The 13,692-nt window shown below is 39.4% G+C and carries 11 protein-coding genes; 1 reads left to right on the forward strand and 10 read right to left on the reverse strand.

Going from position 1 to position 13,692, the window contains the following annotated elements; all coding sequences use genetic code 11:
- Nucleotides 1-253: 253 nt before the first annotated feature.
- The 10 genes from OMU_RS17260 to OMU_RS17305 all read right to left on the reverse strand — a co-directional run bounded on the left by OMU_RS17260 (nucleotide 254) and on the right by OMU_RS17305 (nucleotide 13,143).
- Nucleotides 254-1,117 (reverse strand): GRP family sugar transporter, encoded by an 864-nt coding sequence (locus OMU_RS17260; protein WP_016181157.1) that lies wholly within the window; start codon nucleotides 1,115-1,117, stop codon nucleotides 254-256.
- Between the two features lie 76 nt (nucleotides 1,118-1,193).
- Nucleotides 1,194-2,216: a two-component system sensor histidine kinase SapS gene (gene sapS / locus OMU_RS17265; protein WP_016181158.1), complete on the reverse strand. Its 1,023-nt coding sequence runs from the start codon at nucleotides 2,214-2,216 to the stop codon at nucleotides 1,194-1,196.
- Nucleotides 2,217-2,229: 13 nt separating this feature from the next.
- A complete protein-coding gene (sapR, locus tag OMU_RS17270; RefSeq protein ID WP_016181159.1) occupies nucleotides 2,230-2,901 on the reverse strand; it encodes a two-component system response regulator SapR in 672 nt (223 codons plus the stop codon).
- 97 nt (nucleotides 2,902-2,998) lie between these two features.
- Nucleotides 2,999-3,352, reverse strand: a complete 354-nt coding sequence (locus OMU_RS17275; protein WP_016181160.1) for an iron-sulfur cluster biosynthesis family protein — start codon at nucleotides 3,350-3,352, stop codon at nucleotides 2,999-3,001.
- Nucleotides 3,353-3,444: 92 nt separating this feature from the next.
- Complete coding sequence (locus OMU_RS17280) at nucleotides 3,445-4,938, reverse strand: phosphohexomutase domain-containing protein (RefSeq protein ID WP_016181161.1); 1,494 nt, start codon at nucleotides 4,936-4,938, stop codon at nucleotides 3,445-3,447.
- 235 nt (nucleotides 4,939-5,173) lie between these two features.
- The gene (locus OMU_RS17285; protein ID WP_016181162.1) at nucleotides 5,174-7,594 is read right to left on the reverse strand and encodes an HAD-IC family P-type ATPase; all 2,421 of its coding nucleotides are present in this window, start codon (nucleotides 7,592-7,594) and stop codon (nucleotides 5,174-5,176) included.
- Between the two features lie 165 nt (nucleotides 7,595-7,759).
- Complete coding sequence (locus OMU_RS17290) at nucleotides 7,760-8,269, reverse strand: GNAT family N-acetyltransferase (RefSeq protein WP_016181163.1); 510 nt, start codon at nucleotides 8,267-8,269, stop codon at nucleotides 7,760-7,762.
- Between the two features lie 131 nt (nucleotides 8,270-8,400).
- Nucleotides 8,401-9,345 (reverse strand): 3'-5' exoribonuclease YhaM family protein, encoded by a 945-nt coding sequence (locus OMU_RS17295; protein WP_016181164.1) that lies wholly within the window; start codon nucleotides 9,343-9,345, stop codon nucleotides 8,401-8,403.
- On the reverse strand, nucleotides 9,342-11,972 hold the full coding sequence (locus tag OMU_RS17300) for an ATP-binding protein (protein ID WP_016181165.1): 2,631 nt from the start codon (nucleotides 11,970-11,972) through the stop codon (nucleotides 9,342-9,344). The genes OMU_RS17295 and OMU_RS17300 overlap by 4 nt, the downstream gene beginning before the upstream one ends.
- Entirely contained in the window at nucleotides 11,962-13,143 is a 1,182-nt protein-coding gene (locus OMU_RS17305) for a metallophosphoesterase family protein (RefSeq protein ID WP_016181166.1), read from the reverse strand. Before OMU_RS17305 ends, OMU_RS17300 begins: the two co-directional genes overlap by 11 nt.
- A gap of 340 nt (nucleotides 13,144-13,483) precedes the next feature.
- On the opposite strand from OMU_RS17305, the gene OMU_RS17310 reads away from it, so the two are divergent.
- Nucleotides 13,484-13,666 carry a hypothetical protein gene (locus OMU_RS17310; RefSeq protein WP_016181167.1) on the forward strand — a complete coding sequence of 61 codons (183 nt, stop codon included), beginning with the start codon at nucleotides 13,484-13,486 and terminating at the stop codon, nucleotides 13,664-13,666.
- Nucleotides 13,667-13,692: the final 26 nt, after the last annotated feature.

A 13,692-nucleotide genomic window follows, 5' to 3' on the forward strand; every position in this document is an offset into this window, starting at 1 on the left:
TGGAATCATGAATATTTAGGATTTGTTTGATGGTTTTGTCTAGGCAATTATCTTTATATTTGATATTCTTAATACTGGACATTTGGTTCGCCTCCTATGATTGGGTTCAGCGATTTAATTATAGGACAACCAAATGTCTTTTTGTATAAAAAAATACTTGGTGTTCTCACTCAGAAAGAGTAACAACACCAAATATTATAGAACCGAAAAAGCTTGCCAACAATATTATGGCAAGCTTTAATAAAATGTTGTATTAAGATTTCATATAGCCTAACAAGACGCCCCCGACGATAATCAGCAGACAGCCGATAATAACGTAGTACATTTCCTTTTTGGTTTTACGTTCCCCTAATAGGAAAATACCTCCGAGAGTCGAAATGATAATCCCCATTTGTGACAATGAAAACCCAATAGCTAGACCAATATTTTGAACAGTCAACAGCATACAAATATTTCCAATTCCCCACAAGAGACCTGAAGCCATATTGCGCCATACATAGCGATCAACCTTGATTTTACGAAAAGCAAAAAAGCTAGCACCAATTAGCATGCCGACACTCTGCGGTAGAATAATCGCTAACGGATCAAGTCCTGCCCAAGTAATAATGATCGTGTAGACCCCATAACCAAGGGTTGAAAAGATCAATGCACGAAAACCTTTGCCGAAGTTTAGCATGCTGTCGTCTGACTGCACACCGCTTTCGTCATCCTTTCGAGCCGTTAAATAGGCACCCAGGACAAGTAATGCCAACGCAATAAAGCCTAAAACAAAATCCTTCGTCTTCGTCCATTCATGAAAAAATACGGCACCGGCCAAAGTATTCAAAATCAACTGAAATCCAGTTGAAATCGGTAATCCAACCGAAACGCCCATGAACTTCATTCCATGAAACTGACCATTCTGACCAATTGACCAAAAAAGACCTGACAAGAATCCAATTAACATTATCCAACTATTCATTGTCGGTTGAACGATGAAAAAAGTCACTAATGCAAAAACAAAAGCACCCATCGTCATTCCTAAGGTTTGCTGATTGGCATCCCCGCCTAGTTTTCCGCTCACCAAAGCAATGCTTCCCCATGCTACCATTGGTATTAGGGCAATTAAAATACTCATAAACTTACTCCCTTCAATTCACAACTGAAACAGTTTAGCGAAAAAAAGGAAATTTGGCAATTAAAAACTAAAAAATTTAACGTTCTTCATGATAATAATCTAATCGTGGGAAAAACAAAGTCATAGTAGTTCCCTTATTAACTGTGGATTCTGCACTCAGCTCGACTCCCAGCTTGCCCGCCAAGGTTTTGGCTAGATACAATCCAAGTCCTGTAGAATGCTGCTGTGCTTTTCGCCCATTTTCACCTGTAAATCCCTTATCAAAGATTCTTCCTAAATCCTCTGAGGGGATCCCAATCCCGCTGTCTTGCAGTATCAAGGCGATACCGCCATTTCTGGCCTCAATCTCAATATTTATTTGACCATGATCAGGCGTATATTTGATGGCATTGCTTAAAAGCTGTCGGAAAATAAACTCGATCCATTTAGCATCTGTCAATACTTTTGCGTCCTGCTCCGCCAATGTTAACTGCAGATTTTTTTGGATAAAGTAATTGGCTTGACTGCGTATAATCGGTTGAATAATCTTTTTCAATGAATATTCTTGAATTAAATAATCATTCACAAATTCATCTGAACGAGAATAATATAGAATTTGTTCGACATATTCATCAATCTGCTGAATCTCATTTTGTAATAAGATAAACTTATCATCGGGAATATCAAATTCAATCGAATTTAAGATCAGATCCACCGCTGCTAACGGAACCTTAATTTCATGAATCCAAGAATCCATATAATCCTTCTGATCTTTTTGACTGGCTAATAACTGCTCCAGCATCAGGTGGTGCTCCCGCACTTGCTGATTTACGTATTCCTGAATCAGCTGCTCTTCATTACTGGAGGCCGATTCTACAAAATGCTGAAGATGTGCATTTTCTTCCTTGACAAATGTCTTATACCATTTTTTTCTCCGATAAAAATCAAGTGTGAAGAAGAGGAATACTAAAAATAATTGTAAGGTCAATAAGTAACCAAGATTGTCCCAAAAACCATGCAAGTCTGGTGTTAACCAAACCATAAAAACCAGCAATAAACTTAATACTCCCCATCCCGCCAAAACCAATAAGCGATCTTTTAAATACTTTGTAAATGTCATAGCTGATCCTCATTTACGGGACGATGTACCCTTGCCCGACTTTCGTTTGAATATAATCGTCAATGCCTGCTTGTTCAATTTTGCGACGTAAACGATTAATATTAACTGTTAATGTATTATCATCAACAAACCGTTCGTCATCCCAGAGTGCACGCAGTAATTTATCTCGGCTCAGAATTTTTCCGTGTTGTTTCATTAAAATAAATAGCAGACGGTATTCATTTTTACTAAGATCAACAACCTCATCATTGATTGTCATGCTGCTATTATCAATGTTCAGTGTAATCCCATTGTGCTCCAGCTCTTCGCCGCTTTCTGCGTAATTATAGGAGCGACGCAGCAGAGCATTGATTTTTGCCACTAAAATATCCACTTGGAAAGGTTTCGTAATATAATCATCCGCACCCATATTCATCGCCATGATTTGATCCATGTTCGTGTTGCGGGAAGAGATAAAAATGATTGGAACCTTGGAGACTTCACGTATTTTTTGACACCAATAATAGCCGTCATAAACGGGCAAATTAATATCTAATAAAACAAGCTGTGGTGCGATCTGCTCAAATTCATCAAAGACTTGATTAAAATCTGTTGTCTGGTAAACATCAAATCTCCATTTTGTTAATTCCTCACCAATCAATTGACGAATCACTGCTTCGTCTTCTACGATCATGATTTTTGCCATTTTGTTCCCTCATTTCTCGAACTTATCTGATTTCCTGAACGCTTTTTTATCATCATATCAAAGAACCCCAAAAAAATGAAAGGCGATCCTTTTAAGATTAATTTTTGGTAAAATCCTTAAAGCCTAAATTGTCATCAATCATGCCGCCTTCGCCAGACAAGCTAAATGCGCTGAGTCGTGGATTAAATTTGATTCGCATTTCTTCCTGCAAATCTTCCCTTGAATACCCTTTGATCCAAAAATCTCCGATATTAGAAGGAATTTTTTCGTCATAATCCGCCTTCTCCATCTCAGGAGAAATAATATTGATCGAAAACTGTGTTTGCATGTGGATCATCGCATGCTGAGAATAAGGACCTACACCATCCTCGAAGGTTAACAGCAATTGTTTGTTTGAGTCTAAATATGCTGAAAGTTTTTCTTTTGCCGCTTCATCAAGTGTGATTTTCATAATATCACCTTCCATCATTTTTTTGACTATCAAATAAAGCCCCTTTATCTGATTCTTATCATCAGACGAAGGGGCACATTTTGCAAGGATTCTTACTTATTTAATTCTTGATCAAGTTTCATTAAATTAATTTGCGGATCTTGTGCCAAGATTTCTCGGAAAATTGGCAATTGTTTTTGAATCCGATCCGCTTGATCATTTTCTACCTGCATGACTAGCAGAGGCTCATGTAAGCTTAATCGTAACAGCATCCAGCCCTTTCCATGAGGCTCATTCACTGAAAAACGCACACCCTCCTGATTCTCTGGGTTTACAGAAAAGCCAGCTTGTTTTGGTAGTTCAGTCCGGAAGGTGTCGATCATTTTCTGACCACACTCTTTATAATTCTCTCCGCCAATTGCATAGCGAATCTCAAGGGTTTCTATAGGCTGCTCTAACTCCGCCATCAAATCGGTCAACTCACGATTTTCTTTTTGTAGTTTCGGCAACAGCATCAATACTTTTGCAATCACGTAGGCGCCATCATCTAAGAAGTAATTCTCTTTGAACGCTGCGTGGGAGCTAGTCTCGATCGCTAATTGACAATCGATACCTTCCTCATTCAGTTCGATTGCCTTGTTGATGACGTTGCGATAGCCAGAAATATAGCGATATTGCTTGCCGCCTTTTTCCTCGATAAAGTTTTTTAAATGATCCGAGGTTGGAGAGTTTGTCACAATCGTACTGCCGGGATGCTCTTGCAAAACAATCGCAGATAAAACCGCGATCAAATTATTTCGATTAATCATCTGCCCGTCCTTTGAAACAATCGCCGAACGATCCACATCTGTATCAAAAATCACGCCTAAATCCGCTTGATTGTCTAATACAGCCTTTTTGATACTTGCCATTGCTTCTTTATTGTCAGGATTCGGAATATGATTTGGAAAATGACCATCAGGTTCTAAAAATTGTGAGCCGCTAGTATCAGCACCCAGAACCGCTAAAACTTTGTCCGCAAAGTAACCACCGGCACCGTTTCCGGCATCAACAACAATTTTTAATCCTTTTAATGGCTGTTCATTCCCGCTGCCTCGTTGGATTTTTTCAACTAAATCAGCTGCATAACGTGACAACAAATCCGCTTGCTTCACACTTCCGTCTGCTGCTTCACTTGCTTCAGTGTGCGTCAAAATATAAGCGATATCACTTTTCTCAGCACCGCCAGTTTGACTGAAAATCTTGATTCCATTGAAGTAAAAAGGCAAGTGACTCGCTGTCAGCATGATCCCCGCATCACAGGCAAATTCTTCAAACTGCGTCGCCATAAACAAGGCCGGAGTCGTAGCCAACCCAAAATCCAACACTTCGCAACCTGCCGCCTCAAAAACGGCGATCATGGCATTCTTTAACTCTGGTCCAGTTAAGCGACTGTCATGTCCGATCCCAATTTTAAAGGGACGCGGGACCCCTTTATTAGACAACCAATTAAGAATGCCATTTGCAATCAAACGGGTTTCTTCAATACCTAAGTTTTTGACTTTATCCTCTGCCGTGATAGCGATTCCACGAATGTCTGAGCCATTTTGCAATTTTGTTAACTCCATTGATAAATTCCTCCTTCTTACTCCTATTATTTTTTATGCGGACTTACCCTCCCACTGCGTAATTCCAGCTTTTTAATTGCTTTCAATACTAATTCAATCTTACTGACTAAACAACTTATAAAAAATTAAACGGACGTTCTTCATCCATACTTTTAGTTCATTATACCAAAAATCCCGAAAAAGAAAGCCTTTTCCGGGAAATTTTATTAATTTAAGTATTTTCTACTCTTCTAAATTAAATAACTCGTGATTTCGGATTCTTTTTTGCTTGCCGCTTCTCCTGCCAGCGAATGCGCCATCCGACTAAGACATCCATTACAAAGGTCAATCCTTTGAACAACCAATAAATACCAAAGGTTAAAGGAAGGACGAAGAACAAATTGCGATTCCAAAGCTTGTCGAAATCAAAAAATTCTCTGAAAAATAGGTAGCTGCTTAGATAAGCCAAGCTCAAAACAGTGATTAAAGCGATTTTTTTCTTATCCAACGGGAAGGAAACTTTATATAGCACCAGCAACCCTACACACCCCGTCAAAAAAACCGACATTGTGGAGGTTGCCTGATAGTCTAACTCAAATAGTACGTTAGCTAATTGGATAATCATGACCGCACTAACAACAGTCAATGCTCCAGGTAAAGACACGCGTAAAATATTATTTAAGAAATCTCCCTTGATGCGTTCATAGCTTGGCTTCAATGCCAAGAAGAAGGAAGGGATTCCTACAGTTAACGCGTTAATTGGTGTTAATTGCACCGGCTCAAAAGGATAAGGGTTTGTTAGAATCATGAAAATCACTGCCAAAATTAACGAATAGATTGTCTTCACCAAATACATCGAAGCTACCCGTTCAATATTATTGATGACGCGACGTCCTTCATTCAACACATTTTGCATTCTTGAAAAATCAGAGTCTAACAAAATGACATCGGAAGCGGCCCGAGCTGCGCTGCTTCCATTTGCCATCGCTACTCCAATATCTGCTTCACGTAAAGCCAATACATCATTGACGCCATCTCCTGTCATACAGACCGTATGATTTCCCTTTAAAGCTTGGATCAAGGATTGTTTTTGTTTCGGTGTCACTCGTCCAAAAACCGTCGTTGTGTCAACTAAAGCCTTGTAATCAATCGGTCCATCTAAGCTCGACATATCAACAAAAGTTTCCGCATTTTTTATTCCTGCTTTTTGGGCAATTTTTGAAACCGTTAGTGGATGGTCGCCTGAGATCACCTTCAGCTGGACATCCTGTTTTTCAAAATAACCAAATGTTTCCCGTGCATTTTCCCTTAAATTATCAGAGATGATCAGCGTTGCCAACAGACGCGGTTCATATACCATCTCTTCTTCTAATATTCCAGGATATTCCACCAATACCAGCACACGTTGACCTTCTTCTAAATAAGGCTGAAGCTTATTCTGCATGTCAGCAGACATATTGTTGAAAATGAACTCTGGAGCGCCAAAAGCAAAGCTGCCTTGTTCCTTAAACGTTACCCCACTCCACTTTCTTGCTGAAGAAAACGGCACAATTTTTTCCGCTTGCCAATCAGCAACAGCTGGGAAAGCCTCTCGTAACGCTTTGGCAGTAGCATTTTGATCCTTTAATTGATTCATTAAGGCACCCATAATTGTGTTCAAGCGATTATCAGAAATTTCTTCTAATAACGCTTCTTCGAATTTCAATGTTCCATCGGTAATCGTGCCTGTCTTGTCTAAACAAATGACATCCACGCGTGCTAACGTTTCGATAGAAGGCAAGGCCTGTACTAATACCTTTTTCCGTGCCAGATTTGCTGCACCTACAGCAAATGCCACACTCGTCAGCAGCATCAATCCTTCAGGAATCATGCTTACCAATGCCGCGACCGTTCCTAATACAGCCTGTTTGATTGAATCAGATGCCTGATACTGACTATAAAATAGTCCTAAACCTACTGGAATAATTACAATCGTCAAAACTGCGATCATGCGACTCAATACTTTGGTCAATTCGGAACTGCCTGTTTTTTTCGTTTTCGCTTCACTAGTCAACTGTTCAGCGAAATTATCTTTTCCCACAGCTGTACTTTGATAAAAACATTCGCCAGCAGTCACAAAACTTCCGCTAAATAGTTTATCTCGCAGCGATTTCTGTACACGATCCGCTTCACCAGTCAATAAGGACTCATCAACCTCAACACCAGCACCAACCAATAAATTCCCATCTACTGGTACTTGATCACCATTGCGTAAATAAAGAACATCTCCCAAAACAATTGATTCCTGATCAATCTGTTTTAATTTCCCTTCTCTTAAAACAACCGCTTTGGTCTTCGCTAAAACCGATAATTTATCGATCGTATGTTTTGCACGTAATTCTTGTACGATCCCAATCAACGTATTAATGACAACCACGCCAAAAAACAACGTATTTTTAGGTGAACCTACTAATAGCACCAACAATGCCAAAACGAAATTAAGAATATTGAAAATATTGATTGTATTTTCTTTGATAATCTCCTTATCCGATTTCAATAGATTCTCTTCCACTTGATTCGTCTGACCTTGTTCTATTTTTTCCTGAACTTCAGAAGCTGTTAAGCCTTTTAAATCTGCTGGAATCTCTACATTATCAAAAGTTTCTTCCACCGTTTGAACTATTTCCTTTTTCTTCATCCGGTTTCACCTCATCTCATTTGCAACCACGCAGTCTTTAGTCACAAAAATTATTTCTCTATATTTATCTTACCACTACTTTCATTTTAATTCGGGATTGAGCATTGCACTTAAGTAAGTCATAAATTATCGTTAAACAAATAAAAAGCCGCAATAATCTGCGACTTACTTTCTGACTCTATACAAATAATGTGGCATGTCGACTCCGCGATAATGCTTGATAAATTCTCCACAACGAACCATCCCGTTTCGTTCAGCAACCTTTTGCGAAGCTGCATTTGTATCGCGAATGATGGAGTAAACTTCTTGTGCGTTTAGCTGTTCAAAGGCGTATTGCTTGCAAGCTTTTGCCGCTTCAGTGGCAAAACCATTGTGCCAGAATTCTCGTTGAAATAAATACCCAATCTCTAACACTGTTTGGTCAGAAAAATCTTGCCACGTCAATCCGCATTGTCCAATCATTTCATTCCTTTGTTTTAAAATGACTGCCCACAATCCGAACCCGTCACGTTGATAATTATCTATTTGCTTCGTCAGCCAGTTTTGTACCTCGCCGTCATCGAAGGCCCCTTCGTACGCATACATTGTTTGTTCATCTTGTAAGATTTTACTTAACGACTCAATATCTGTTTGCTCTAACTCACGCAAATACAATCTTTCGGTTTCAATAATCACCTTTGCTCACCTCACAGCTCATTTAATTTGCAGTTTTTTACGTAGTTCATCAGACTAAAACTATGCAATCCATTTTAAATTTAATTCACCTAGAAAGACTATAAAAAGCCGCGAACTGCCGCGGCTTTTCTCTAAATATCTTTCGGTACATAAAAGCTGCGATTATCCATTCCGAAAAGCCGTTCCGTATATGTTCCTGGCTCAGCATTTTTCACAGCGCTGGACATCATCTGCATCGATGCATCGATATTATCGATTTGATGCAAAATTTCAGCTTCCATGATTCTTGGACGGACTGGTGAACCGTACTCCAACAAACCATGATGAGACAACACCATATGGCGTAAAACAACGATGTCCTCATCTGCATCATTAATTTTCAATTCCGTGCAGGCTTTGGTGATTTCTTCATCTACTAGAACCAAATGTCCTACTAAATTACCTACTACTGTATATTCAGTTGACGAAGGTCCCGTCAGCTCGATCACCTTTCCTAGATCATGAATAATGATTCCCGCATAAAGCAAAGAAGCATTTAATTGCGGATATTCTTTAACGATCGCCTTACCAAGACGCAGCATCGTCAACGTATGAAAAGCCAACCCACCAGCAAAAGCATGATGATTTCGTTTGGCTGCTGGAAACTCAAAAAATTCCTTCTGATATTTATTTAGTAAAAAGCGAACGATTCGATTCCAATGAGCGTTTGTGATCTCGAACAACGTTTTATTGATCTCTTCTTCCATTTCTTCACGCTTGATTGGCGCACGCTCCATATATAACGCAGGATCATTAGGCTCTTCCGGTTTTGTTGTGCGCAGGTGCATGATTTTGACCTGCGGATTGCCTTGATACATTTCTCGCTTGCCGTTTAGAAAAACAACTTGGCCGGCTCTATAACGTTTAATCTCTTCTTCAGATGCATCCCAAAATTTACCATCAACTGTCCCAGAAGTATCTTGGAAAGTAAAAGCGATAAATTTTTTCCCGTTTTTCGCTAAACGAACATCCGCATTTTTGATCAATACATACATCTCAAACTGCTCATCGACCGTTAATTCTTTGATTTTTTTCATCGTTGGACTCCCTTCAATTCCCAGACTGGCTGGTGAAGCTCTTGGTAATAGCTTACCATTTCTTGGTCAGATGACAAACAAATGACTTGATATTTTTCACTAAATTGTCGTAATAACTTGGCAAATTGATATTTTCGTCGATGATCATAATGCAACCAGCCGTCATCAATGATTACTGGACACAGCGGATGCTTTTGCTGCAAGGTTAGATACGCAAAACGAAAGGCCATCATGACCTGATCTTTGGTTCCAGTCGATAGATTATATAGGCTCAATTGATCGACGGTTACTAATCCCTCCGAAAAATCCAAACGACTATGGGCATTGTTTGTCAGCTCTTGAAAATAACTGGTTGCTTGCTTTAATAGCTCAGGTAATTGCTGCTCCGATAATTCTGTCGCAATATCCTGTAATAATTGATTTTCTAATTTCGCTACTGCATAATCAGCCGTTAACTTTTCTATTACCGCTCGTTGCTGGCTCGCTTGCTGATAAAGACTATCCAATGTGCCATCAGCTTGCATCTGTTGAATCTGCAGTCGTGATCGCTGCTCCTGCTCCTGCAATTGATGGAGCTGCTGTTCCCCGATTTGTATCTCTTGTTGTAAGGTACGCAAAGATTCGTTAATTTCTGCAAGTGACGTTTCCTGTTCAAATAATGACAAGACACTTTCTGTTAATTCTTTTAAACGCGTTTGTTTGTGACGCAATTCTGTCTCACGTTGTAAAAACGCTGGAATCTCAGAAGGATACGTCAAATGAAACTTATCCAACACTGACTGCTCTTGCGTTAAAAGCTGTTGCTGCTGCTTTTGAGTTTCGTGAATGCGCTGCTGTAAGAGAGTATTTTCTTGATAGGTTTGAGCAAAACGAATCTGCTCCATTTCCTTCGCAAATTGCTCCAGCACTAAAAGCTTTTCCGACAAATTCTTTTGATTTAACGGCAGCCATTCAGCTAAAAATTCAAAACGCTGTTCCTGTTGCATCAAATTTTGTCGTAGGCTTGATTGACGTTGCTGTAGTTCTTTACTTGTTTGAAGCTGTGCCAGGTAGTTTTGCGCTCGTTGATTTTCCTGCACGACTGCAAACTCATTTTCAGCATTAGACATATTTCTATGACGCAATTCCGTCTGAATCTGATCAGATAAGTGTTGCACTTTTTGCTGACTCCTTGTAACTTTTTCAGTCATCTCGACAACTTGACCTTCATAGACATCTAATTGGCCTAATTTTTCCTGCCAGGTATCTTTATTTACTGGTTTATTTTGCTTCAATGTACCGCCTACACCACAAATAATTGCCGCTGCTATTAAAATATAGCGTAACGGTATTGGCAAGAAAAAGGCCAAAATAAAACTCACGCCTGCAGCAATAAACAGCCACGGTGGATTTTTCTTCTTATCAAACAGTTCTGGATGCTTTTGTTCATAATCATTTAAACTAGCCTCTGCTTGATTCCGTTGTTCTTTAACTAAACCTAACCGAATTTTTTGCTCTTCCAACTCTTTCTGTTGGTTTTGCAAAGGAACAAACAGTTGTTGAATTGCTGCTTCATTTGCGAACGGTCGTGGCGGATGCTCTCGCCAATTTGTTGGAATCGCAGTTGCTTGCGCTAATTTGACGGCAATCCGCTGCTCTTCATCCAACATTCGAGTAATTGTCACTTTTTCGTCTAGTAGCTGTTGAATGCGTGTCTCATTTTCTAAATAGAAGTAGTAGCGAGCCGATTCTTGATTGCCACTATGCTGCTGCAAAGCCGCATGCAGTTTTTCCTGTTCCTTTATTAATTGCTGATACTCTTGGTAAAAGTTCTGCAACTCTGTTTGTTCTATGTCAGTTGCTGCTGAACGCAAATCTAGCTTTTGCAATTCTAAAAATTCAGCATAGCCTGACCAATTCAAGCGTTGTTGTTCTAAAATTAACTGCTGCTCCTGTAATTTACGATTCTTCGTTGCCTGTTGGGTGACGTATCGCTTCTCATCATCAGCTTGCCTTACAAGTTGCTGAAAACCCGATTCCTGAGCTTCTTTTTCTTTGATCTTTTGCTGCAGCTTTTGATACGCTACTAGCGCTTGATTCAAGGGTTGCTTACGCCCACGTGGTCGATAGATACCTTCGTAATGATTTTTCAACTGGATTCTCTGGTCAAATAATTCATTGCTACCGGACAAACCTAAAGAAATCAATGCCTCGTGCAAGTTTTCTTCGCTTAGTGCATCCAACTGGTGCAGCTGTTCCTGCTGAAAAGTAAAAACCTGACGAAATAATTGTTGATTCAAGGGATAAAGAAGCTTTTCCAGTAATTCTTCTCCCCCTTGCTGTCCGTCCTCTAATAAAACGTTCGCCTTCCCTTTATTCTTTGCCTTATAGCGCTCAATTGTCACTGCTCCATAGGTTGGATGAAGAATCAACAAACGTCCGCCAAATCCGCTGCCGTCATTGGGTGTATAGTCCTGTCCTTTTTTTCGTTTTGTTGGAAAACCAAATAAAACCGCCTGAATAAACTGATACAAGGTTGATTTTCCGGCTTCATTCAAGCCATAAACTAGTTGATTTTTCGCTTCAAATAAAAATGTTTGCTGACGCCATTTGCCGAAGCTGGTGATCTCTGCTTTTTTAATCCACATCAGCGTTCCCCCTAAAACGATAGCTCTCCATCATTTTCTCTTTTAATCTGGCGATCGTATCCATCCTGAACTCTTGATTCATCAAAGTGTGGAGTTGAGGATTTTGCTCCAGCTCGCTTAACAATTCTGTATAGATTTCCGGTGTTTGATAGGTCATGATTAGCTGATCAACCAGTTTTTCATCAACCGCAAGATACGGTCGCTCTATTGGTGAATCTGCTATAGTCAATTGCCACAGACAGATATCCTGAGACACCTCTGACTGTAAAGCCTCTAGCAATTCCCCAGAAGCAACTTGATACGCCAGTTCCTCCCCTAATTTTTCAGTCTCACTAAATTCTAAATGCAGCAAAGTTGGTGCTGTTACAGTGAGTTTCCGAACCAGCGGAAATAGTTCTTTCGGCTGTCTTACATTTGCTAAAGAAAGTGTCTGTCTTCTCCAGCGAACAGCTTCAACAGAAACAGTCGTTGGAATTAATTGATTTCCTTGGCTTTCTACTAAGGTCACACCTGTTAGATTCATTTCCTTTTGAGTGTGTCCCTGCGGTGTTCCTGGATAAATCACATAAGGCTTCTCAGATAAAATTTGCGGCACATGAATATGCCCTAAAGCCCAGTAATCATATCCTTTTGCTACTAGCTCAGATAATTGAAATGGCGCGTAAGGCATTTGACCGCCATGATACATTCCTATATGAAAATCGACATCTTCTTTACGTGGAAATTGTTCAATCATCAATGCTTCAATTGTAGGATGCAGATAACTAAAACTCGTAATGGCAATCTTCTCACCGCTATTTGTCACTAATTTTTTTGTCTCAACTCGTTCTTCGTCAAATAACTGAATATTCTCTGGAAAAGCAAACCAATAACGGTCGGCTTGATAAAAATCGTGATTGCCGAAATTCATAAAAACTGGAATAGCTGCCTCAGCTAAACGATCCATCTCCTGGAAGAAGTAACGCTGAGTTTTTAATGTTGGACGATTTTGGTGGAAGGTATCACCAACGAGTAAAACAAAATCTACTGCTTGTGTGATCGCTGTATCCACGATATTTTTTAGCATTTTTTGATTTGCTGTAATTAACCGCTCTTGGAAATGCTCTGGCACACTTGTTAAGCCCTCAAAAGAACGATCCAGATGTAGATCGGCAGCATGCAAAAATTTCATTTGCTCTCCTCCTAGTCAGTCTCTTAGAAATAATTTCCAGTCAAATCCTGCCTTCTAAAAACTTAATTAAAGAAGACAATACTGACTTTTAATCTTATTTATTTTACCATAAAAAAACGAAAACTTGTTCGCATTTCGTTAAAGCTACTCAACATACGCAAAAAAGAACTATATCGCTATGCCGGACTTTAAGATAAGGATTAAGAATTATTTAATTGAAATCATTCATAGCACATTGGATAATTTAGAGCTTTTAGCGTTCCTCTCCTTCAAGTAGCTTTTCTCGTCAAAACAGCTTCAATCGTTTACACTATAGCTGTAAAAAGGAGGCTACATACAAATGAATAAGGATGAGCTAATAAAAAAAGCGAAAGAGCTTTTAAATGAAGGAAATATCGAAAAGGCGAAAGTATTTATCGAAGAGCACAAAGTTGAACTGGGCGATTACTATGACAAAGCCAAGGTTTTATTGAAATCTGAAAAAATCGATGGTTTAATAGATCGCTTCAAAAAATTCTTTTAACAAAAAAAGCTGCGACGTAAACTTAC

Origin of the sequence: Enterococcus avium ATCC 14025, from assembly GCF_000406965.1 — a bacterium.
GTDB classification, from domain to species: domain Bacteria; phylum Bacillota; class Bacilli; order Lactobacillales; family Enterococcaceae; genus Enterococcus_A; species Enterococcus_A avium.

Coding starts and splice junctions, on each gene's coding strand:
- sapS (WP_016181158.1), bottom strand. CDS start 2,216: ATGACATTTACAAAGTATTTAAAAGATCGCTTATTGGTTTTGGCGGGA.
- OMU_RS17300 (WP_016181165.1), bottom strand. CDS start 11,972: ATGTGGATTAAAAAAGCAGAGATCACCAGCTTCGGCAAATGGCGTCAG.
- OMU_RS17260 (WP_016181157.1), bottom strand. CDS start 1,117: ATGAGTATTTTAATTGCCCTAATACCAATGGTAGCATGGGGAAGCATT.
- OMU_RS17305 (WP_016181166.1), bottom strand. CDS start 13,143: ATGAAATTTTTGCATGCTGCCGATCTACATCTGGATCGTTCTTTTGAG.
- sapR (WP_016181159.1), bottom strand. CDS start 2,901: ATGGCAAAAATCATGATCGTAGAAGACGAAGCAGTGATTCGTCAATTG.
- OMU_RS17280 (WP_016181161.1), bottom strand. CDS start 4,938: ATGGAGTTAACAAAATTGCAAAATGGCTCAGACATTCGTGGAATCGCT.
- OMU_RS17310 (WP_016181167.1), top strand. CDS start 13,484: ATGAATAAGGATGAGCTAATAAAAAAAGCGAAAGAGCTTTTAAATGAA.
- OMU_RS17295 (WP_016181164.1), bottom strand. CDS start 9,345: ATGAAAAAAATCAAAGAATTAACGGTCGATGAGCAGTTTGAGATGTAT.
- OMU_RS17275 (WP_016181160.1), bottom strand. CDS start 3,352: ATGAAAATCACACTTGATGAAGCGGCAAAAGAAAAACTTTCAGCATAT.
- OMU_RS17285 (WP_016181162.1), bottom strand. CDS start 7,594: ATGAAGAAAAAGGAAATAGTTCAAACGGTGGAAGAAACTTTTGATAAT.